The organism is Dactylosporangium sp. NPDC049742 (genome assembly GCF_040674675.1).
Lineage (GTDB): Bacteria > Actinomycetota > Actinomycetes > Mycobacteriales > Micromonosporaceae > Dactylosporangium > Dactylosporangium maewongense.
This window is the reverse complement of the sequence record NZ_JBFANF010000033.1, coordinates 113,276-134,545: the sequence shown is the minus strand read 5'-3', so window position 1 is coordinate 134,545 and position 21,270 is coordinate 113,276. Positions and strand designations below refer to the sequence as shown.

Here is a 21,270-nt window from a genome sequence, read left to right as displayed (position 1 = left end):
AGCCGGTCAGCGCCGCCCACGCGTCGGCGAGGTCGTCGCGGTCCGCGGGCGGCGGGCCGAACGCCGCGAGCGCGTCGCGGGCCGCGTCGAACGCCTTCCACGCCGCGCGCAGCTGGTCCTCGGCTCGGTCGGCGGCGCCGGCGGCCTTGCGGTGCGCCTCTCGTGCCTTGCGGACCTCGGCGCCGGCCTTCTCCAGTCCACTGTGGAGCTTCGCGATGCCGTCGAGGTCGCGGCGCAGGGCGTCGGGCGCCGGCGCGCCGTCCAGCGCCCGGTCCAGTGTGGACATCCGGGCGTCGACCTGCTCGGCGTGCGCCCGCGCCGCGGCGAGCCCCCGGTCGAGGTCGCGCACGACCTTGTCCTGGTCGGCGACGACCCGTTCGGCGGCGTCGCTGCGCTTGCGGGCCGCGTCGCCGGCCGCCTTGGCCGCCGCGACCGCCGGCTCGAGCGGCGTCTCCGGCAGTGTCCGCACGGTCTGGGTGCACACCGGGCACTCGTCGCCGACCCGCAGGTGCGGCCGCAGCGCGGTGGCCCGGTCGACGGCGACCGCGGTCTGATAGGCCTCCCTGGCCGCCTCCAGCGCTCCCATCGCGTCGGCGGCCTTGGTACGAGCCACCCCCAGCGCGGCGGTGGCCTTCCCGTGCTCCTGCTCGGCCGCCGCGACGGTCGCGTGGACGGTGGCGGCCTCGCCGGCGAGCCGGTCACGCTCGGCGTGCGCGTCGAGCAGCCGCCGCAGCGCGGTCTGGTCGCCGGCGGCCTGCAGCTCGCCGCGCAGCTTCTCCTCCCGCTCCTCCACGGTCCGGACCGCGTCGGCGGCGGCCGTGACCGCGGCCCGGGCCTGCGCCGCGCCCGCCGCCAGGGTGCCCGCGTCGGCCGGCACCCGCAGCCGGGTCAGCCGGTCGATGTCGGCGTCCAGGTCGGTGAGCGTCGCCGCGGCGGCGACGGCGAGCTTCGCCGCGTCGGCCAGCTGCGGCCCGATCCGGTCGACGTCGCCGGCGAGCGCCCGCAACGTCTCCGCCCGCGCGACCGCCGCGGCGAGGGCCGCGTCGTCCACGTCGGACATGCCGCTGAGCTGCTCGCCGAGGACCTTCAGCTTCGCGTCGGCGGCGCTGCCGCGCAGGTTCGCGCGCTCGCGGATCTGCCCGTACACGTCCAGACCCAGCAGATTGACGAGGATCTTCTGCCGCTCGGCCGGCTTGGCGTGCAGGAACGCCGCGAACTCGCCCTGCGGCAGCACCACGCACTTGGTGAACTGCTCGTAGGGCAGGCCGATCACGCTCTGCACCGCCAGGTCGACCTCCATGGGCGTGCCAGCGAGCACGGTGCCCATGTCGTCGGCGCTGAGCCCGCTGTCGAAGCGGGACAGGTCGAAGCCGTGCGGGAGCGCCTCCAGGCCGGCGTGCTTGGTGCTGACCGCGCCCTTGCCGTCGCGGCGCACGACCCGGGCGAGGACGTAGCGCACGCCCGCGGACTCGAACACGAACCGCACCCTCGCCTCGGTCGCCGACGGGGCGAGCGCGTTGGCGATCGCGCGCCGGTCGCCCCAGCGGGGGACGGTGCCGTAGAGCGCGAACGTGATCGCGTCGAGGATCGTCGACTTGCCGGAGCCGGTCGGCCCGACGAGCGCGAAGAAGTCCGTGTCGGTGAAGTCGACGGTCGTCGGCCGCCGGAAGACGGTGAACCCGTCCAGGTCCAAGCGAATGGGCCGCATGTCAGTTCCTCGCCTCCTGGACTTCGTCGTGCAGCTGGTGGAACAGCTTGACCGTGGCGTCGTCCGCGTGGCCCTTCTGGCCGAGGTAGTCGGCGAACAGCTCGCCCGCGGACCGGCCGGCGCGCGCCGCGGCCCGCTCGGCGGCCTTCGGGTCGGGCAGCAGCTTCGGGTCGATGCGCACCTCCAGGGCCTTCGGCAGCAGCTCCTGGACCTCCTCGCGGAGCCCCGCCCGGGGCTGCTCCGACACGTACACCCGCAGCCACGCCTCACCGGTGTCCAGGGTGGCCAGCTGGGCGAGCGTGCCACGGACCGTCCGCAGCGGGGTCGCGACCGGCAGAGGCACCTCGCGGACCCGCGCCGCGGTGCTGGTGGTCACGTCGACGATCGCGACGGCGGAGAAGTTCTCCTCCTCGCCGAAGTCGATCGGCAGCGGGCTGCCGCAGTAGCGGATCGGGCAGGGCCCGTTGACGGTCTGCGCCCGGTGCAGGTGGCCGAGCGCGACGTAGTGCGCCGAGGACGGGAAGACCGACGCGGGCACGGCGTAGCCCATGATGGTGTGCGCCTCGCGCTCGCCGCCGCCCATCGTCGCGCCGATGACCGTGAGGTGCCCGGTGATCAGGTTGACGGTGTCGCGCCCGAACCCCTTGGCGAGGGTGGCGAGCAGGCCGCCGATGTGGTGCGCGTAGCTCTGTGCGCTCTCCGCCGCGCTGAGGTCGAACATCTCCGCCGCCCGCAGCGCGTACCGCTGGGACACGAACGGCAGCGCGGCCAGCCGCCACTCCTCGCCGTCCCGCGTCCGCCCCTCCAGCAGCAGCTCCTCGGGCTTGGTGAGGGCGCCGCGGATGGTGATGCCGGCCGCGTCCGCCCACGGCCGGAGCGCGTCGAGGGCCTGGCCGTTGTCGTGGTTGCCGCCGATGACGACGACGTCCGCGCCCGTCTTGCGCAGCGCCGACAGCCCCCGCGTGACGATCTTCGTGGCGTCGGCGGGCGGGCTCGCCGAGTCGTACAGGTCCCCGGCGACGATCACCAGGTCGGGCTGCTCGGCCTCGGCCACGTCGACGAGTGCCTTGAGGGCCGCGATGTGGTCGTTGGCCCGCGACTGTCCTTTGAGGACCTTGCCGACGTGCCAGTCCGAGGTGTGCAGGATCCGCACCGGTGCAGTCCTTTCGCAGTGACTAGAAGGGGATCTCGTCGTCGGTGATGCCGCCGCCGACCCGCGCGACGACCGCGAACGAGTCGTTGGCCTGGGCGATCGAGCGCAGCGTCGCGCTCGGCGCGGCGCCCGCCTCCGCGGGCCGGGTCGCCCACGACGGGAACGGGAACTCGATGCACAGCGGCACCGGGATCTCCGGCTGCGACACGAACATGGTGCCGGGCTTGGCGAGCAGGGCCCGCTGGCGCTGGGCCGGGGGCAGGAACCCGTACTCCGGCCGGGACGCCTCCGCGGGGTCGAGCCGGCCCACGACCCGGATCGCGGAGTTGGCCACGATGCGCCGCTCGACCTCGCTCGCCGTCTGCTGCGCGCCGATCAGCACGACGCCCAGGGACCGCCCGCGCTCGGCGATGTCGAGCAGCACCTCCTTGATCGGGCTGGTGCCCTCCCGCGGCGCGTACTTGTTGAGCTCGTCGAGCACCACGAACAGCAGCGGCTTCGCCGTGCCCGCCTTCTCCTTGCGCTCGAACTCGCTGCGCAGCGTCACGCCGACCACGAAGCGCTGCGCCCGGTCCGGCAGGTTGTGCAGGTCGACCACGGTCACCTGGGCGCTCTCGGCGGTGTTGACCGCGTGCGGCCGGCGGGTGGCGAGGTCGCCGCGGATCAGCCGGGACAGGTCCTTCTTGCTGCCGATCAGCCGGCGGGCGAACGCGTTGACCGTGCCGAGCCCGACCGCGCTGCCCGCCCACTGCCCGCGGGTCGCGTCGTCGTTGAGCTGCTCCACCAGGTAGTCGACGAGGTCGGCGTACGAGTTGAGGCGGGTGCCGTCGACGGCGACGCCGCCCTCCGCGGGCTGCGCGATGCGCGCCAGGTGGGCGGTGACCGAGTGGACCACCATCGTGTACTGCTGGCGCTCGTCGTCCGCGTCGGCGAACACGTACGGCAGCAGGCGGTCGGCGCAGAACTCCTGCAGCGTCCAGTAGAAGCTGTCGACCCCGGACAGCCGGCTGCTGACGTCCGGCGTGCCGGAGGAGTCGCCGGCCCTTGGCGGCGCGTAGACCCGCACGTCGGGGAACGGGCCGGCGACCAGCCCGAGCCGCGCGTAGTTGGCCTCCGTCGCCGCGTCGAGGCGGCTGTTGGGGTGGTCGAGGAACAGCAGGTCCTCGCCCTTGACGTTGAAGATGAGCGCGCGGGTGTTGGCGGTCTCGCCGGCGCCGCCGAGGACGCCGGACCGGAACACCGAGTAGAGCAGGAACGTGGCGAAGCTCGTCTTCGTCGCCACCCCGGAGATGCCGGAGATCGACACGTGGGCGCCGCGGCTGCCGTCGAGGAAGTCCGCGTTGATGAACATCGCGGCGCCGTCCCGGCCGAAGCCCATCGGGATCGTGCGGTCCATCCGGTCGAAGTAGAGGGCGCCGGCCCGCGCGTCGCCCTGCGCCCGGTGCACGACGGCGCCGGGGGTCGGCGGGACGTACACCTCGGGATCGACGCGGGTCGTGGTGATCTCGGCCGCCTCCTGCACCGTCGCCGGCAGCGTGCCGTCGGCGACGAGGAACACGTCGGAGTCGAACACGACGCCCTCGTGCCGGGCCCTGACCGCGGTCACCACGCCGGCGATCTTCACCGGCGGCTGGCCGGGGAGCTCACGCTCGGTGACGACGACGTCGTCGAGCTGGAGGTAGGCGTCGTCGTTCACGGCGACCCAGAACGTGAGCGGGGTTGCGTCGGCGGTGCCGAGGACCCGGCCGACGACAGGCCCGTCCTTCGTATCGTCCGTAACGTCCATCCGGTCGACCCCCAGTACATGTGTTCGCCTGTGCATCGTGCCCCAAGACCACCGGCGGATCGAAGCCACCACGCCCACCTGTGGACGCGTTCACGTTCGTTCACACGGCCAAACCACCGCAAAACAGTCGCAAGACCGTCGCGCGTCCACAGGTTGGGGACACTTGTCCACAGGTCTGTGGACAGTGGTGTGGATTCGGTTCAGCGCCCGTACCGCAGCAGCAGCTGACCATCGGCCAGCAATACGTGACGCAGCGTGAGGTGCTCGGGGGTCGGGGCCAGGGGTCCGGCGGTGATCCTGCCCGCTCCGGGGCCGGTGAGCAACGGCGACACCGTCAGGCACAGCTCGTCGACGAGGCCCGCCGCGGTGAGCGACCCGAACAGTCGCGGCCCGCCCTCGCTGAGGATCTGGGCGTGGCCCTCCGCCCGGAGCCGGTCGATCGCCGCGGCCAGGTCGACGTGGTGGTCACCCGCCCGGATGACGTCCGCCACCGGCTCGAGGTGCGCGGTGTCCGTCCCGTTCCGCGTGACGACGACCGGCCGGACCGGCGCGTCGGCGAGGGCGGGCTGCGCGGGGTCGAGGTCCGCCCGGCCGGACACGATGACCAGGGTCGGGTACTCGCTCAGCCCGTGCTCCAGGCGCCACCGCCGCCGCTGCTCGTCCAGGCGCAGCGCGCGGTAGCCCTCGTCGCGGACCGTGCCGGCGCCGACGAGCAGCGCGTCGCAGCGCATCCGCAGGATCCCGAAGACCCGCTTGTCCTCCGGCCCCGACAGGCCGGCCGACTTGCCGTCGAGCGTCCCCGCGCCGTCGAGGCTCGCCACGAAGTTCACCCTTACGGAGGGCTCCGGCGGCGGCGCGTACAGGTCGACGAGTGTTGCCTGGTCGACGTCTCCCGGATGCGGGTACAGCTGCTGCACCAGCCAACCTTAGGGCCCCGGCGCACCCGTCACGGGAGGGGTGGGCGCCGGCTCGCGGTGCTGGCAGTCGCACCGGTTGCCGCCGGGGCAGTCGGCGTGCCGTTTCTCCCGACACGCAGGACAGATCACCACTTCAGGGTGCGCCGCCATACCGCCTCGGTCAACAATGACTGCACCATGGCGCGCGCGATCATCCAACTCCGCATCACGCTCGACGGCGTCGAGCCCACCGTGTGGCGACGGGTCCTCATCCCGGGCGGCTTCACTCTCGACCGTGTCCACCGTGTCGTGCAGTTCGCGATGGGCTGGGGCGACCGTCACCTGCACGTCTTCGACATCGACGGCGTGCAGTACGGGGTGCCCGACCCCGACGGCCTGCTCGACGTCCGGGACGAGCTCGACACCCGCCTGGACGCGGTCGCCCCGAAGGACGGCCGCCTGCGGTACACCTACGACTTCGGCGACTGGTGGGAGCACGACCTGACGGTCGAGGACGTGTTCCCCGCCGACCCGGACACCGCCTACCCGGTGTGCACCGCCGGCGAGCGCGGCTGCCCGCCCGACGACGTGGGCGGGCCCGACGGCTACCGCGACCTGATCGCCGTCCTGGCCGACCCGGACCACCCGGACCACGCCGCGATGCGCGAGTGGCTCGGCCGCTCCTTCGACCCGACGTCCTTCGATCCGGCCCGGGTGAGCACCCTTCTGCGCCGCATGACGTAGCCCGACGCCCGTCGATCGATTACATCGATCCATGACGCTTTCATGGAACTGTCGTGCGACGACGGCTGTCGATGGCGCGCGTCCGCGTGCCTGGATTGACATCCGTCGCTGAGGTCGCCGCGCTGGAAGCGGCCATGTCGCGGTAAAGGCGTACAAAACCGCTCGTCGAAATCTTGCGGTAACGAAATGGGAACGCTCCCACTGCCCCATTGACACGTGGCGGACGAGGCGCCAGTCTCATGGGAGCGCTCCCGTGGCTGTGGCCGGTGACACACCCCGCGGCCACGGGGCCACTCAAATGCTCGACCCGCCATACCCCGCGACACCCGAACGACGGACTTCACACCCGGGTCCGCCGTCGATGCATCACACCCCCACCACACACCCATCACGACCTGAGAGAGGGGTCAGGATGAGCGTCACCTCACGCCGTCTGCGTTCGATCGCCGCGGCCACGCTCGCCGTGGGTCTTACCCTCGGTATGACCACCGCCTGCAGTGCGAAGAAGGACGACGAGCCCAGCGCCGACGGCACGGGCCCGGTCACCATCTCGCTGTCCTACTTCGGCACGCCCGGCTTCAACCAGGCGGTCAAGGACTTCGAGGCCGCCAACCCGAACATCAAGGTCGACGTGAAGAACGAAGGCCAGACCAAGGACTTCGCTCCGAAGCTCGCCCAGTGGATCTCCGCCGGCAGCGGCGCGAGTGACGTGGTCATGCTCGAAGAGGGCATGCTGCTGCAGTACCTGAAGGACAACAAGGGCTTCGCGAACCTGCTCGACCTGGGCGCGGCGTCGCTGGAGAAGGACTACCTGGCCTTCAAGTGGAAGAACGCCTTCACCGCGGACGGCAAGAAGCTCGTCGGCCTCGGCACCGACGTCGGCCCCCTGGCGATGTGCTACCGCACCGACCTCTTCCAGAAGGCCGGCCTGCCGGTTGACCGCGACGCGGTCAGCAAGCTGTGGCCGACCTGGCAGGAGTACGTCAAGCAGGGCGAGATCTTCAAGTCGAAGAACACCGGCGCCGCCTGGACCGACTCGGCGACGAGCATCATGCAGCCGTACATCATGCAGAACGCGGACAGCTGGTTCTACGACAAGAGCGACAAGTACATCGGCGACACCAACAAGGCCGTCAAGGACGCCTACGACCTGGGCATGGACATGGCCGCCAAGGGCCTGACCGCGAAGCTCGCCCGCTGGCAGGCGGACTGGGACGCCGCGTTCAAGAACGCCGCGTTCGCGACCGTGCCGTGCCCGCCGTGGTACACGGGTGTCATCAAGGAGCGCGCCGGCGACGCCGGCAAGAACAAGTGGGACATCGCGACCATCCCCGGTAAGGGTGGCAACTGGGGCGGCTCCTACCTCGCGGTGCCCGAGCAGAGCAAGCACAAGAAGCAGGCCTTCGAGCTGATCAAGTTCATCACCGGCAAGCAGGGTGGCCTGGACGCGTTCGCCGAGGCGGGCCCGCTGCCCTCGTCGATCGCCGCGCTGGACGACCCGAAGATCACCGAGGCGAAGAACGAGTACTTCAACAACGCCCCGGTCGGCAAGATCTACGCCGGTGCGGCCAAGGACCTCAAGCCGATCTACCTCGGCCCGAAGCACCAGGCGCTGTGGGAGAACGGGTTCGAGCCGGCCATGCAGGCCGCCGAGCAGGGCAAGCTGAGCGCCCAGGCGGGCTGGGACAAGGCCATCAAGGACAGCAAGGCACTCGCCGAAGGCTGATCCGCAACGTTGACGGCGGAGGCGGCGTCGAACCTGACGCCGCCTCCGTCCTCCACATAGCCCGTTGATCGGAAGGGATCCACCCCCCATGGCTACCAACGTCGGCGAGGTCACCGGGCCTCGCCACGGGCGCGCCCCCGCCGGGCCACCGAAACCAGCGTCGCGGCGCTCCGTGCGGGTCGGGCGGCTCGACCTGCGACTGTCGCCGTACCTGTTCGTCGCGCCGTTCTTCGTCCTGTTCGCGGTGTTCGGCGCGTACCCGCTGGTCTACACGGCCATCCTGTCGACCCGGAAGAACACCCTGACGGGTGGCGACGCGGGCTTCGTCGGGCTCGAGAACTACCGCAAGGTCCTCTGGGACGAGCACTTCTGGATCGTCATCTTCAACACGTTCGGCCTGTTCATCGTCGCGACCGTGCCGCAGCTCATCTTCGCGCTGCTCATCGCGAGCTGGCTCAACAAGAAGATGCGGGCCCGCACCGCGATCCGCATGGGTGTCCTCATCCCCAACATCACCTCGGTCGCCGCCGTCGGCATCGTCTTCGGCCTGATCTTCGCCGACCGGTACGGCCTGGCGAACTGGCTGCTGCAGAGCCTGCACCTGGATCCCGTCGAGTGGCGCAACCACCGCTGGTCGTCGTGGACCGCGATCGCGTTCATGGTCGACTGGCGCTGGACCGGCTACAACGCCCTCATCTACCTGGCGGCGATGCAGGCGATCCCGAAGGAGCTGTACGAGTCGGCGTCGCTGGACGGCGCGTCCGCGGCCCGCCGGTTCTGGCGGATCACCGTGCCGCTCATCCAGCCGACGATCCTCTTCACCGTGATCATCTCGACGATCGGCGGCATGCAGCTGTTCACCGAGCCGCTGCTGTTCAACTACGGCCGCATCCAGGGTGGCTCGCTCAACGAGTTCCAGACCGTCGCGATGTACATCTACGAGACCACGTTCACGAACAACTACAACGTGGGCCGCGGCGCCGCGATCTCCTGGCTGCTGTTCGTGATCATCCTGATCTTCGCACTGATCAACTTCGCTCTGGTGCGCCGATCCGTCAAGGGGCAGACCTCATGAGCGGCCAGCGAAGCGGCTCGGGCCGCTCATCATGTGACAGGTTTGGCTCAGGCCGACGCCGGAGCGCAGCGGAGGTGGCGGCATGAGCGGCCAGCGGAGCGGCTCGGGCCGCTCATCATGTGACAGGTTTGGCTCAGGCCGACGCCGGAGCGCAGCGGAGGTGGCGGCATGAGCGGCCAGCGAAGCGGCTCGGGCCGCTCATCATGTGACAGGTTTGGCTCAGGCCGACGCCGGAGCGCAGCGGAGGTGGCGGCATGAGCACCACGATGACAAGGCCTCGGAGCAGGCCGGGCACGCCGCCGCCGGGGAAGAAGGGCCGGGTCCGCAGCGCCTCGGCCGCGCTCTGGGACGCCAGCCCGCTGACGTACCTCGCGCTGATCATCACGATCGTGCTGTCGGTCTTCCCGATCCTGTGGTCCTTCATCGTGGCCTCGCGGGACAACAGCGCGGTCACCGACATCCCGCCGCCGCTCACGCCCGGCCCGAACTTCTTCGACAACGCCTCGCGCGTGCTGGCCAACACCGACGCCAACTTCGTCTACGGCCTGATCAACTCGGCCATCGTGTCGTCGTGTGTAACCTTGTCAGTGGTGTTCTTCTCCACGCTCGCCGGCTTCGCCTTCGCGAAGCTGAAGTTCCGCGGGAAGAACGCACTGCTGCTGATCATCATCCTCACGATGATGATCCCGACCCAGGTCAACATCATCCCGCTGTACCTGCTCATGGTGAAGTTCGACTGGACGAACACCCTCCAGGCGGTCATCGTGCCGTTCCTGGTCAAGGGCTTCGGCGTGTTCATGATCCGGCAGTACGCGGAGTCCGCGATCAGCGACGAGCTCATCGAGGCCGCCCGCGTCGACGGTGCCTCCACCTGGCGGACGTACTGGTCGGTCGTGCTGCCCGCGCTGCGTCCGGCGGCGGCCGTGCTGGGCCTGCTCACGTTCATGGAGACCTGGAACGACTTCCTCTGGCCCTACGTCGTGCTCAATGGCGACACCCCGACCGTGCAAGTTTCACTGAACATTCTCGCCACCGGTTATTACAAGACCGACTACGTGCAAGTCTTTACCGGGACAGCTCTTGCGATCGTGCCGCTGCTCCTGGTGTTCATCGCATTCGGCCGTCAGATCATCGGCGGCATCATGGAAGGTTCGGTCAAGGCGTGACCAGCATCGACCCGCTGACGTTCCCACCCGGTTTCGTGTGGGGTGCGGCGACCGCGTCGTACCAGATCGAGGGGGCCGCCCAGGAGGACGGCCGCACCCCCTCGATCTGGGACACGTTCAGCCACACCCCGGGCAAGACACTGGGCGGGGACACCGGCGACGTGGCCTGCGATCATTACCACCGCTTCCGCGAGGACGTGGGGCTGATGAAGGACCTGGGCGTCAACGCCTACCGGTTCTCCGTCGCGTGGCCGCGCGTCCAGCCGGGCGGGTCGGGGCCGGCCAACGCCAAGGGCCTGGACTTCTACCGGCGGCTCGTCGACGAGCTGCTGTCGCACGACATCACCCCCTGGGTGACGCTGTACCACTGGGACCTGCCCCAGGAGCTGGAAGACGCGGGCGGCTGGCCCGCCCGCGACACCGCGGCCCGGTTCGCCGACTACGCCACGCTCGTGCACGGCGCGCTCGGCGACCGGGTCCGCCACTGGACGACGTTCAACGAGCCGTGGTGCTCGGCGTTCCTCGGCTACGCGTCGGGCGTCCACGCGCCGGGCCGTCAGCACGCGCCTGACGCCCTGGCCGCCATGCACCACCTGCTCCTCGGCCACGGCCAGGCGATCGAGTCGATCCGCGCCGCGGATCCCACCGCGCAGCTGGGCATCACGCTCAACCTGTACGCGATCTCCGCGGCCGACGAGACGAAGCCGGGGGACCTCGACGCGGCCCGGCGCATCGACGGGCTCGCCAACCGGATCTTCCTCGACCCGGTGCTGCTCGGCTCGTACCCGGCGGACGTGCTGGCCGACCTGCAGGGGATCAGCGACTTCGGCTTCGTCCGCGACGGCGACCACAAGCAGATCGCGCAGCCGCTGGACCTGCTGGGCATCAACTACTACAGCCGCCACGTGGTGGCCGGCGAGGACCCCGACGTCCCCGCCGAGCCCTACTGGCGGGCGCCGACGTCGTGGCCCGGCAGCGAGACCGTCCGGTTCCTCAAGCGGCCCGGCGTCCCCGTCACCGACATGGACTGGGAGGTCGACGCCCCGGGCCTCACCGAGACGCTGACCCGAGTCGCCCGCGACTACCCGGCGGTCCCGCTGTACATCACGGAGAACGGCGCCGCGTACGTCGACACCGTCACCGACGAGGGCACGGTGGAGGACACCGACCGGGTCGCCTACTTCGACGCGCACTTCCGGGCCTGCCACGAAGCGATCGCCGCCGGCGCACCGCTGAGCGGCTACTTCGCCTGGTCGCTGCTGGACAACTTCGAATGGGCGTGGGGCTACACCAAGCGGTTCGGCATGATCCGGGTCGACTACGACACGCAGCAGCGCACGGTCAAGGCCAGCGGCCACCGGTTCCGCGAGGTCATCAAGCACAACGGCCTCGGCGAGTAACGTGCGCCGCCCGACGCTGGACGAGGTGGCCGCGCGCGCCGGCGTCGGGCGCGGCACGGTCTCCCGGGTGATCAACGGCTCGCCGCAGGTCAGCCCGGAAGCCCGCGCCGCCGTCGCCCGCGCCGTCGAAGAGCTCGGGTACGTGCCCAACCGGGCCGCCCGTGCCCTCGTCACCCGCCGCACCGACTCGGTAGCCCTCGTGGTGTCCGAGTCGGAGGAGCGGGTCTTCGGCGAGCCGTTCTTCGCCGGCATCGTCCGTGGCGTCAGCAACGTGCTGGCCGACACGTCCCTGCAGCTGTGGCTCGCGATGGCGCAGTCGCCGTCGCAGCGGCTCATGGTCGAGCGGCACCTGTCCGACCAGCACGTGGACGGGGTGCTGCTGCTCTCCCTGCACGACGACGACCCGCTCCCGGCGCTGCTCGGCAAGCGGGGGCTGCCGACCGTCCTCGGCGGGCGGCCGGCGCACATGCTCGAGATCGAGCAGGCGGGCGGGGGCGACAACGAGGTCGCCTACGTGGACAACGACAACGAGGGCGGCGCTCGCACCGCCGTCGAGCACCTGATCGGCCTCGGTCGCCACTGCATCGCGGTGATCGCCGGCCCGCAGGACATGGCGGTGGGCATCGCCCGCCTTCGCGGCTACCGGGAGGCGCTGCGCCTGGCGTCCCTCCCGCACGATCAGCGACTCATCGCGTACGGCGACTTCAGCGAGGCGAGCGGGGCCGACGCGATGCACCGCCTCATCCATCTCAACCCCGGACTCGACGCCGTCTTCGCCGCCTCCGACCTGATGGCCGCCGGCGCCATCCGCGCCCTGCGTGAGCTGGGCCGGCGGGTGCCCGCCGACGTGGCCGTGGTCGGGTTCGAGGACTCCGCCGTGGCCCGGCAGACCCAGCCGCCGCTCACCACCGTGCACCAGTCGGTGGAGGGCATGGGGCGCGAGATGGCCAGGCTCCTGCTGGCCCGCATCGCCGGCGGGCCGGCCCACTCGACTGTGCTCGACACGCACCTCGTGGTCCGCGAGTCCGCCTGAAGCAGCGCAGTCTCTATCCCCCCAGCAGGAGGCACACCGTGCGCTTCGGCCACTTCGACGACGAACGCCGCGAGTACGTCATCGACCGACCAGACACCCCGCTGCCCTGGATCAACTACCTCGGCACCGAGGCGTACTTCGGCATCATCTCCAACACCGCCGGCGGCTACTCGTTCTACCGCGACGCCCGGCTGCGCCGGCTGACCCGCTACCGGTACAACAACGCGCCGATGGACCTCGGCGGCCGCTACATCTACCTGCGCGACGAAGCCGAGTTCTGGTCGCCCACCTGGCAGCCGACGCAGACCGAGCTCGACGACTACGAGTGCCGGCACGGGCTGTCCTACACGCGGGTCGCCTCCCGGTACCGCGGGATCAAGGCCGAGACGCTCTACTTCGTGCCGCTCGGCGAGACCCTCGAGGTGTGGCGGCTCAAGGTCACGAACGAGCGGGACACGGCCGTGTCGCTGTCGGCGTTCTCGTCGATCGAGTTCTGCCTGTGGGACGCGCAGGACGACGCCACCAACTACCAGCGCAACTTCAACACCGGCCAGGTCGAGGTCGTCGACGGCGTCATCTACCACAAGACGGAGTACCGGGAGCGCCGCGACCACTTCGCCTACTTCGCGTGCAGCGAGCCGCTCGCCGGCTTCGACACGTCCCGGGAGGCGTTCCTCGGCCCCTACCGCTCCTGGGACCGGCCCCTCGCCGTGGAGCGCGGCGAGTCCGGCGACTCGGTCGCCCACGGCTGGCAGCCGCACGGGTCGCACCACGTGAAGCTCACCCTCGAGCCGGGGGAGACCCGCGAGATCGGCTTCGTCCTCGGGTACTGGGAGAACCCCCGCGACGCGAAGTTCGACCCGCCGGGCTCGCAGACCATCAACAAGGCCGGCGCGCAGGCGAAGGTCGCCGCCTGGCTGGCCCAGGAGACCGTCGACGCCGGCCTCGCCGCGCTCGCCGCGCGCTGGGAGGAGCTGCTCGGCGGGCTGCGCGTGCAGACCCCCGACGCCGACACCGACCGCATGGTGAACATCTGGAACGCGTACCAGAACATGGTCACGTTCAACATGAGCCGGTCGACGTCGCTGTACGAGTCGGGGATCGGCCGCGGGATGGGCTTCCGCGACTCGAACCAGGACCTGCTCGGCTTCGTCCACATGATCCCGGAGCGGGCCCGCGAGCGGATCCTCGACATCGCCGCCACGCAGCTGCCGACCGGTGGCGCGTACCACCAGTACCAGCCGCTGACGAAGCGCGGGAACAACGACATCGGGTCCGGCTTCAACGACGACCCGCTGTGGCTCATCCTCGGCGTCTCCTCGTACATCAAGGAGAGCGGCGACTGGAGCATCCTCGACGAGCCCGTGCCGTTCGACAACGCGCCCGGCAGCGAGCAGTCGCTGTACGAGCACCTCAAGCTGTCGCTGCGGTACACCACCGAACGCCTCGGGCCGCACGGCCTCCCGCTGATCGGCCGGGCCGACTGGAACGACTGCCTCAACCTCAACTGCTTCTCCGACACGCCCGGCGAGCCGTTCCAGACCACGGAGAACGCCACCGGCGGCGTCGCGGAGTCGGTGTTCATCGCCGGCCAGTTCGTCCTCGCCGCCCGCTCGCTCGCCGAGCTGGCTGTGCACAAGGACGACGATCCGGCGGCCTACCTGACCGCCGCGGAGAAGATGACCGGCTCGATCGCCGAGCACGGCTGGGACGGCGCGTGGTTCCGCCGCGCGTACGACTTCCACGGCAACGTCATCGGCTCCGCCTCCAACGACGAGGGGCAGATCTTCATCGAGCCGCAGGGCATGTGCATCATGGGTGGCGTCGGCCTGGAGGACGGCACCGCCGTGCGCGCCCTGGCCAGCGTCCGCGAGCGGCTCGCCACCCCGCACGGCATCGTGCTGCAGCAGCCGGCGTTCTCGTCGTACCGCATCGAGCTCGGCGAGATCTCCTCCTACCCGCCGGGGTACAAGGAGAACGCCGGGATCTTCTGCCACACGAACCCGTGGCTCATGATCGCCGAGGCGATGGTCGGCAACGGCGACGGCGCGTTCGACTACTACAAGCGGATCAACCCGTCGGCCCGCGAGGAGATCGGCGACCTGCACCGCTGCGAGCCGTACGTCTACGCGCAGATGATCGCCGGCCGCGACGCGCCCACCCACGGCGAGGCGAAGAACTCCTGGCTGACCGGGACCGCCGCGTGGAACTACGCGGCCGTGACGCAGTGGATCCTGGGCATCCGGCCGGAGCTGTCCGGCCTGCGGATCGCGCCGGTCATCCCCTCGTCCTGGTCCGGTTTCTCGGCGGTACGGCGCTTCCGCGGCGCGACGTACACCATCACCGTCCACAAGGAGCCCGGCGTCCCGGCGACCTCGTGCTCGCTCACCGTCGACGGCGTGCCCGTCGACGGCGGCGTCCTGCCGGTCGCCCCGGCCGGCAGCTCGGTGCAGGTCGAGGCGCATTTGTCGTAGATCGTTTGGTTTTGCTTCGGGTTTGCTTTGGCTTTGCCGCCGCGGTGTCGCGATTCTGGGGCACCGCGGCTGCAAGATCGCGAACGTGTGCGCACAATGGGGCGTGTCTTCCACCAACAGCCGCCCCCGTTCCGCGGGCCGCCCCACCCTCGACGAGGTCGCCTCGCGCGCCGGCGTGGGGCGGGGCACGGTCTCGCGGGTCGTCAACGGCTCGCCGCAGGTGAGCCCGGAAGCGCGGGCGGCCGTGCAGAAGGCGATCGACGAGCTCGGCTATGTCCCCAACCGCGCCGCCCGCGCCCTCGTCACGCAGCGCACCGACTCCGTCGCGCTCGTCGTGTCGGAGTCGGAGGAGCGGGTCTTCGGCGAGCCGTTCTTCGCCGGCATCGTCCGCGGCGTCAGCTCCGCCCTCGCCGACACCCAGCTGCAGCTGTGGCTCGCCATGGCCCAGTCCCCGGCCGAGCGCCAGCGGGTCGAGCACCACCTCACCAACCAGCACGTCGACGGCGTCATGCTGCTCTCCCTGCACGACGCCGACCCGCTGCCGCAGCTGCTGGAGCAGCGCGGCCTGCCCGTGGTCCTCGGCGGCCGCCCCGCCCGCATGCTGTCGTCCTCCGGCGACGCCTCCTCCGACGTGGCCTTCGTGGACGCCGACAACGAGGGCGGCGCCCGCCTGGCCGTCGGCCACCTCCTGGACCGCGGCCGCCGCCGGATCGCCGCGATCGCCGGCCCGCAGGACATGGCCGCCGGCGTGTCCCGCCTCGCCGGCTACCGCGAGGCCCTCGACCGCGCCGGCCTGCCCGCCGACGAGTCCCTCATCGCGTACGGCGACTTCAGCGAGGCCTCCGGCGAGGCGGCTGTCCGCGAGCTGCTCGCCCGCGACCCCTCGGTCGACGCCGTCTTCGCCGCCTCCGACCTGATGGCGGTCGGCGCCCTGCGGGCCCTGCGCGAGCTCGGCAAGCGCGTCCCGTCGGACGTCTCCCTGGTCGGCTTCGACGACGTCGCCATCGCCCGCCAGACCGACCCGCCCCTGACCACCGTCCACCAGCCCGTCGAGGCCATGGGCCGCGAGATGGTCCGGCTGCTGCTCGCCCGCATCGCCGGCGCCGCCCCCACCGCCGTCATGGTCGAAACCCACCTGGTCGAACGCGCCAGCACGCCGTAATTCCCCCACCGCTCCCGCGGCGGGTCCCGCCAGCCCCCATGATCCGGAAGAGTTTGTGTCGTCATAGCAGCACAAAGTCTTCCGGATCATGAGAAAACCGCGCCCGCCACCACCCCGAACGGCTGCCGTCCTGGCCCTTCACGTGATCCGGAAGAGTTCTTGCAGTCCGGCCGCACGAAGTCTTCCGGATCATGGGATCTGCCCCAGTGGGCCGGGATGGTGCCTCCCGCCGCCGATCTTCCTTGGCCGCCGTTGATCGAATGACGGATCTGGCTGTGATAGCGGCCAGAACTGCGATTCGATCAACCGCGGAGCACAGCGAAGGTCGGCGGCTGGCCAAGTTGCGGGGAGTGGGCACCGGCTGCGGCGCGCATGCGGGTGAGGCTGCCGCGCGTCGGCGCCGGCAGTGCGGCGCGGAGCGGCGCATTGGGGTGCGGGTGAGAATCCCCGCCGGGCCCCGCCGCGAAGCGGTGGGGGGAGTTACAGCGCCGTTTGCGGGAGGTGGGGATCGGGAAAGCGGTCAATGGAGGAGAGGTGGCTGAGATGACCGCACAGTGGAAGAAGGGTAAGCGGCGCGCGGAGAGCGTGGCTGAGGACGCCTGGGACTATCTGGTGTCCGCGGTCGAGTCGGCGCGTTCGGTCGGCGGGTCGGTGAAGGACCGGGCGTATGACCTCGCGGATGAGGCGTCGAGCCGGTACGGCACGGCGTCGGACCGGGTCGGGTCCGCGGCGGACGAGGCGTGGCACCGGGCGAGCCTGGCGTTCGACGCGTTGTCGGGGCGGAAGCAGCGCAAGCCGTGGGGCTGGATCGCGATCGCCGTGCTCGGTGGGATCGCGGTCGGCTGGGCGGCCGCCGCTTCGGCACCGAAGGCGCTCCAGGCGGCGCAGGAGCGCTTCGAGGACGTGGAGGACCTGCCGTCCGCCACGTATGAGGCACCGGCCCCGTACCGCGTCGCGGAATGAGCGAACGGGCCGCCCCCCGGAGGCAGGGGGCGGCCCGACTTCAAGCCCGACTTCAGGCCTGTCTCCAGGCCCGTCTCCCGGGCTCAGCTGTACTTGCGCAGCTCACGCTTGGCGAGGGACGCGCGGTGCACCTCGTCGGGGCCGTCGGCCAGGCGCAGCGTCCGGGCCTGTGACCAGAGGGCGGCGAGCGGGGTGTCCTGGCTGACGCCGGCCGCGCCGTGGGCCTGGATGGCCTTGTCGACGACCCATTCGGTCATCTGCGGCACCGCGATCTTGATCGCCTGGATCTCGGTGTGGGCGCCCTTGTTGCCGACGGTGTCCATCAGCCAGGCGGTCTTCAGGACCAGGAGCCGGGCCTGTTCGATGCGGACGCGGGACTCGGCGATCCAGTCGCGCACCACGCCCTGCTCGGCCAGCGGGCGGCCGAACGCGATCCGGTCGCTGACCCGCTCGCACATCAGCTGCAGGGCACGCTCCGCCATGCCGATGAGCCGCATGCAGTGGTGGATGCGGCCCGGGCCGAGACGGGCCTGCGCGATCGCGAACCCGGAGCCCTCCTCGGCGATGAGGTGGTCGGCGGGGACCCGTACATCGGCGAACTCCACCTCCGCGTGACCGCCGTGGGCGGCGTCGGTGTAGCCGAACACATGCATGCCGCGCTTGACGGTGACGCCCGGGGTGTCCCGCGGGACGAGGATCATGCTCTGCTGCCGGTGCCGCTCGGCGGAGGGGTCCGACTTGCCCATCACGATGAAGATGGCGCAGTTGGGGTTCATGGCGCCGGAGGACCACCATTTGCGGCCGTTGATGACGTACGAGTCGCCGTCGCGCTCGATCCGGGTGGCGATGTTGGTCGCGTCGGACGAGGCGACGTCGGGCTCGGTCATGCAGAACGCGGACCGGATCTGGCCTTCCAGCAGAGGCTTCAACCATCGGTCCTGCTGTGACGGTGTACCGAACCCCGCGAGGACCTCCATGTTGCCGGTGTCGGGCGCGGCGCAGTTGAGCGCCTCGGGCGCCAGGTGCGGGCTGCGGCCGGTGATCTCGGCGAGCGGCGCGTACTGCAGGTTGGTGAGGCCGGCGCCGAAGCGGTCGTCGGGCAGGAACAGGTTCCACAGGCCGCGGTCGCGGGCCGACGCCTTCAGCTCCTCGATGACCGCGGGGCGGGCCCACGGGTCGTCCAGCGCGGCCAGCTCCGCCTCGAAGCGGGGCTCGACCGGGTACACCTCCTCCTGCATGAAGTCGGTGAGCTTCTCGTGCAGCTCGGCGGTGCGCGTGTCGAAGCGGAAGTCCATCAGCTCTCTCCGTTGATCGCTGCGAGACCCTGCGCGAGCAGGGGCGGGACCAGCGCGCCGATCTGGTCGAAGCCGGCGCCGACCGTCTGGCCGCTGGTGTAGCGGAAGTGGATGCCCTCGAGGATGACGGCCAGCTTGTAGCAGGCCATCGCGACGTACCAGTGCAGGTCGTCCAGCGCCGCCCCGCTGGAGACGGCGTAGCGCTGGAGCAGCTCGTCGCCGGACGGGAACCCGGCGTCGGCCCCGAGCCCGTCGGCGATCGGGTTGAAGCCGAGCTTCAGGCGGTCCAGCACCGTCCAGTACGCCAGCAGCAGCCCCAGGTCGGTGAGCGGGTCGCCGATGGTGGCCATCTCCCAGTCGAGGACGGCCGCGACCTTCAGGCGGGCGGGGTCGACGATGAGGTTGTCGAGCCGGTAGTCGCCGTGCACGATCGCGGTGGTGGCGGAGACGGGGATCGTGGCGGCGAGCCGGTCCCGCAGCTGTGCGGCGTCGGGCAGGTCGCGGCTCGTCGACTGGGCCAGCTGCTTCGACCAGCGGCGGACCTGCCGCTCCAGGAAGCCCTCGGGCCGGCCGAAGTCGGCCAGGCCGATCCCGGCGGGGTCGACGCGGTGCAGGTCGGCGAGGGTGTCCATCATGGCGAACGCGACCTCGCGCCGCGCCTCCTCGCCGAGCGCGTCGGTCTGCCCGCGGTTGCGCAGCACCACTCCGGGCACCCGGGACATCAGGTAGAACGGCGCGCCGAGGACGCTGTCGTCCTCGCACAGCAGCAGCGCCTCCGGGACCGGCACGGTCGTGGGGCCGAGCGCGGAGATGATCCGGTGCTCCCTGGCCATGTCGTGCGCGGTGGCGAGGACGTGCCCGAGGGGCGGGCGGCGCAGCACGAAGACCTCGTTGACGACGTAGGTCAGGTTGGACCGGCCGCCGGCGATGAGCTCGGCCTGGATGGGTTCGGTGACGAGCCCAGGAGCCTTGTCCTGGAGGTACGCCGCGAGGCGGGCGAGGTCGAGACCGGGCGGGGTGCTCATCCGGCCAGTCCAGGGGTGAGACGCGTTCTCTGTCAAGGGTCGAGCCAGGTATTTCACCGCCAAATGTCCGTTTACCTGGGGCTTTGGGATGACCCGGAGACGTTCCGGCATCGATACGGCGGCGAAACGGCGTGGAAACCCGGCATCGGCAAGCTGTTCTCAGCACCAAGGAACGGCAGTACCAAAGAACGGCAGTACCGGAGAAACAACAAAGGTGACGTACACCAACGGCGGCGTACACGTCAGCCAAGGACGAACAGGGAGGTCGACGTCGATGCTGTTGCGGCTGAGAGTGGCGCTACCTGACCGTCCCGGCTCACTCGGGCAGGTCGCCCGGACGCTGGGTGTGGTCGGCGCCGACATCGTTTCGGTCGTTGTGCTGGAACGGGTCGGTGGCCGCGCGGTGGACGACCTCACCGTGGTGTGGCCGGCTTCGGCCCCCGTCGATCGTGTCCTCACCGGTCTTGCGGCGATCCCAGGCGTTCGCGTGGACGGTGTGTGGCGCGGCACGGAGCTTTCGGAGCCGAGCAGTGGCCGCGAGGTCGCGCTCATCGGACAGGTGGCGGCAAACCCGCAGCACGGCCTGGCAACGGTCGTGGACGCGGCGCCGGCACTGTTCGGAGCGGACTGGGCGGTCGCGATCCTCATCGGATCGGACTGGGCGGGCGGCGGCGCGCGAGCCCAGGCATGGTCCGGCTCCTCGGTGATCTGCGCCAGCTGGCGCACTCCGGATGTCCCCCCACAGGTGGACATCGCACCACTCCGGCCTCGCGCGATCAGCGCAGCTGACGGCATCCATCTTGCTGTCGCGCCTTTTCAGCGTGGAGGTCTGGTCCTTGTCGTCGCCCGCGGCGGGGCGGACGGCGACGCGGGAGCACCACCGTTCCACGGTTCCGAGGTGGAGCGGCTGGCGCAGCTGGTCGGTGCAACCGCATCTGTGCTCGGGGATCGGCTGGCGGGGCCCGGCTTGGCGGAGCTGGGTAAGGCGGGAGGCTCCGTCACAGGAGCCCCCGCGCCCGCCGGCGCAACCATCCCCAGGGTGGCGTGAGATGACCCTCTGGCGCATCCGCGCGACGGTCGACGACCGTCCCGGTTTCCTGTCCGTGCTGACCGCGAGCCTCGCGCTGCGCAAGGTCAACATCCTGTCGGTCCAGGTGCACACCACCGAGTCCGGCGCCGTCGACGACTTCCTCGTGGAGGCGCCCGACGAGCTGACCGTCGCCGACCTCACCGATGCGGTGCGTCGCGGCCGGGGCCGCGACGCGTGGGTCGCCCAGGCCGACGTGCGGGGCCTCATCGACGAACCGACCCGGGTCCTCGCCCTGGCGGGGAAGGTCCTGGACGGCTCGGCGACCCTGGAGGAGGCGATCGCGGCGCTGCTCGGCGACTGCGACATCTCCTGGCGGGCGGACACGTCCACGGGCGCCGAGGGCTACACGTCGACCGGCATGCAGCTGCAGGACCCGGCCGGCGGCACCCTGTACGTCCGGCGTCCCGCGCCGGCCTTCACCCCTGCCGAGTACGCCCGGGCGCACGCGCTCGTCGCCCTGGCCCGCGTCGCGGGGAAGCGCAACACGGCAGCCTGAGACGTTCCTCAGCAGCGCTCGTCCTTGGCGGAGGACGGGCGCTGCTTTTTTGTGCCCTGACATGTAGTCTGCCGATAT

17 protein-coding genes are annotated in these 21,270 nt (G+C 70.9%); 11 read left to right on the top strand and 6 right to left on the bottom strand.

Annotated features, from left to right (window positions below):
* From AB0J72_RS33855 to AB0J72_RS33840, 4 genes are all read right to left on the bottom strand, one after another.
* Positions 1-1,708 (bottom strand): SMC family ATPase (locus tag AB0J72_RS33855; protein ID WP_363405707.1); only part of this gene is annotated, 1,708 nt, incomplete at its 3' end.
* 1 nt (position 1,709) lies between these two features.
* Positions 1,710-2,861, bottom strand: coding sequence for an exonuclease SbcCD subunit D C-terminal domain-containing protein (locus AB0J72_RS33850; RefSeq protein WP_363405705.1), 1,152 nt, complete (start codon positions 2,859-2,861; stop codon positions 1,710-1,712).
* A gap of 22 nt (positions 2,862-2,883) precedes the next feature.
* Entirely contained in the window at positions 2,884-4,647 is a 1,764-nt protein-coding gene (locus AB0J72_RS33845; RefSeq protein WP_363405703.1) for an ATP-binding protein, read from the bottom strand.
* Between the two features lie 200 nt (positions 4,648-4,847).
* Complete coding sequence (locus tag AB0J72_RS33840; RefSeq protein ID WP_363405701.1) at positions 4,848-5,564, bottom strand: pyrimidine reductase family protein; 717 nt, start codon at positions 5,562-5,564, stop codon at positions 4,848-4,850.
* Between the two features lie 177 nt (positions 5,565-5,741).
* On the opposite strand from AB0J72_RS33840, the gene AB0J72_RS33835 reads away from it, so the two are divergent.
* The 9 genes from AB0J72_RS33835 (at position 5,742) to AB0J72_RS33795 (ending at position 17,286) form a co-directional block, all read left to right on the top strand.
* Positions 5,742-6,287: a plasmid pRiA4b ORF-3 family protein gene (locus AB0J72_RS33835; RefSeq protein WP_363405699.1), complete on the top strand. Its 546-nt coding sequence runs from the start codon at positions 5,742-5,744 to the stop codon at positions 6,285-6,287.
* A 412-nt stretch (positions 6,288-6,699) separates the two neighbouring features.
* On the top strand, positions 6,700-8,013 hold the full coding sequence (locus tag AB0J72_RS33830; RefSeq protein WP_344503127.1) for an extracellular solute-binding protein: 1,314 nt from the start codon (positions 6,700-6,702) through the stop codon (positions 8,011-8,013).
* Positions 8,014-8,101: 88 nt separating this feature from the next.
* Positions 8,102-9,088 carry a sugar ABC transporter permease gene (locus tag AB0J72_RS33825; protein ID WP_363405696.1) on the top strand — a complete coding sequence of 329 codons (987 nt, stop codon included), beginning with the start codon at positions 8,102-8,104 and terminating at the stop codon, positions 9,086-9,088.
* A 266-nt stretch (positions 9,089-9,354) separates the two neighbouring features.
* On the top strand, positions 9,355-10,254 hold the full coding sequence (locus AB0J72_RS33820; RefSeq protein ID WP_363405713.1) for a carbohydrate ABC transporter permease: 900 nt from the start codon (positions 9,355-9,357) through the stop codon (positions 10,252-10,254).
* Positions 10,251-11,654, top strand: a complete 1,404-nt coding sequence (locus tag AB0J72_RS33815; RefSeq protein WP_363405694.1) for a GH1 family beta-glucosidase — start codon at positions 10,251-10,253, stop codon at positions 11,652-11,654. Before AB0J72_RS33820 ends, AB0J72_RS33815 begins: the two co-directional genes overlap by 4 nt.
* A gap of 1 nt (position 11,655) precedes the next feature.
* Entirely contained in the window at positions 11,656-12,687 is a 1,032-nt protein-coding gene (locus AB0J72_RS33810; RefSeq protein WP_344503124.1) for a LacI family DNA-binding transcriptional regulator, read from the top strand.
* A 38-nt stretch (positions 12,688-12,725) separates the two neighbouring features.
* The gene (locus tag AB0J72_RS33805; RefSeq protein ID WP_363405691.1) at positions 12,726-15,161 is read left to right on the top strand and encodes a glycosyl transferase; all 2,436 of its coding nucleotides are present in this window, start codon (positions 12,726-12,728) and stop codon (positions 15,159-15,161) included.
* Positions 15,162-15,264: 103 nt separating this feature from the next.
* The gene (locus AB0J72_RS33800) at positions 15,265-16,323 is read left to right on the top strand and encodes a LacI family DNA-binding transcriptional regulator (RefSeq protein ID WP_363405689.1); all 1,059 of its coding nucleotides are present in this window, start codon (positions 15,265-15,267) and stop codon (positions 16,321-16,323) included.
* Between the two features lie 543 nt (positions 16,324-16,866).
* Positions 16,867-17,286 (top strand): hypothetical protein, encoded by a 420-nt coding sequence (locus tag AB0J72_RS33795; RefSeq protein ID WP_363405687.1) that lies wholly within the window; start codon positions 16,867-16,869, stop codon positions 17,284-17,286.
* Between the two features lie 83 nt (positions 17,287-17,369).
* Here the strand turns inward: AB0J72_RS33795 and AB0J72_RS33790 are convergent, their stop codons facing one another.
* Both AB0J72_RS33790 and AB0J72_RS33785 read right to left on the bottom strand, forming a co-directional pair.
* On the bottom strand, positions 17,370-18,581 hold the full coding sequence (locus AB0J72_RS33790) for an acyl-CoA dehydrogenase family protein (protein ID WP_363405685.1): 1,212 nt from the start codon (positions 18,579-18,581) through the stop codon (positions 17,370-17,372).
* The gene (locus AB0J72_RS33785) at positions 18,581-19,606 is read right to left on the bottom strand and encodes a phosphotransferase family protein (protein WP_363405683.1); all 1,026 of its coding nucleotides are present in this window, start codon (positions 19,604-19,606) and stop codon (positions 18,581-18,583) included. Before AB0J72_RS33785 ends, AB0J72_RS33790 begins: the two co-directional genes overlap by 1 nt.
* A gap of 274 nt (positions 19,607-19,880) precedes the next feature.
* Between AB0J72_RS33785 and AB0J72_RS33780 the strand changes: the two genes are divergently transcribed.
* Both AB0J72_RS33780 and AB0J72_RS33775 read left to right on the top strand, forming a co-directional pair.
* Positions 19,881-20,654 (top strand): amino acid-binding protein, encoded by a 774-nt coding sequence (locus tag AB0J72_RS33780; protein WP_363405681.1) that lies wholly within the window; start codon positions 19,881-19,883, stop codon positions 20,652-20,654.
* Between the two features lies 1 nt (position 20,655).
* A complete protein-coding gene (locus tag AB0J72_RS33775; RefSeq protein ID WP_363405679.1) occupies positions 20,656-21,192 on the top strand; it encodes an ACT domain-containing protein in 537 nt (178 codons plus the stop codon).
* The last annotated feature ends 78 nt before the right edge of the window (positions 21,193-21,270 follow it).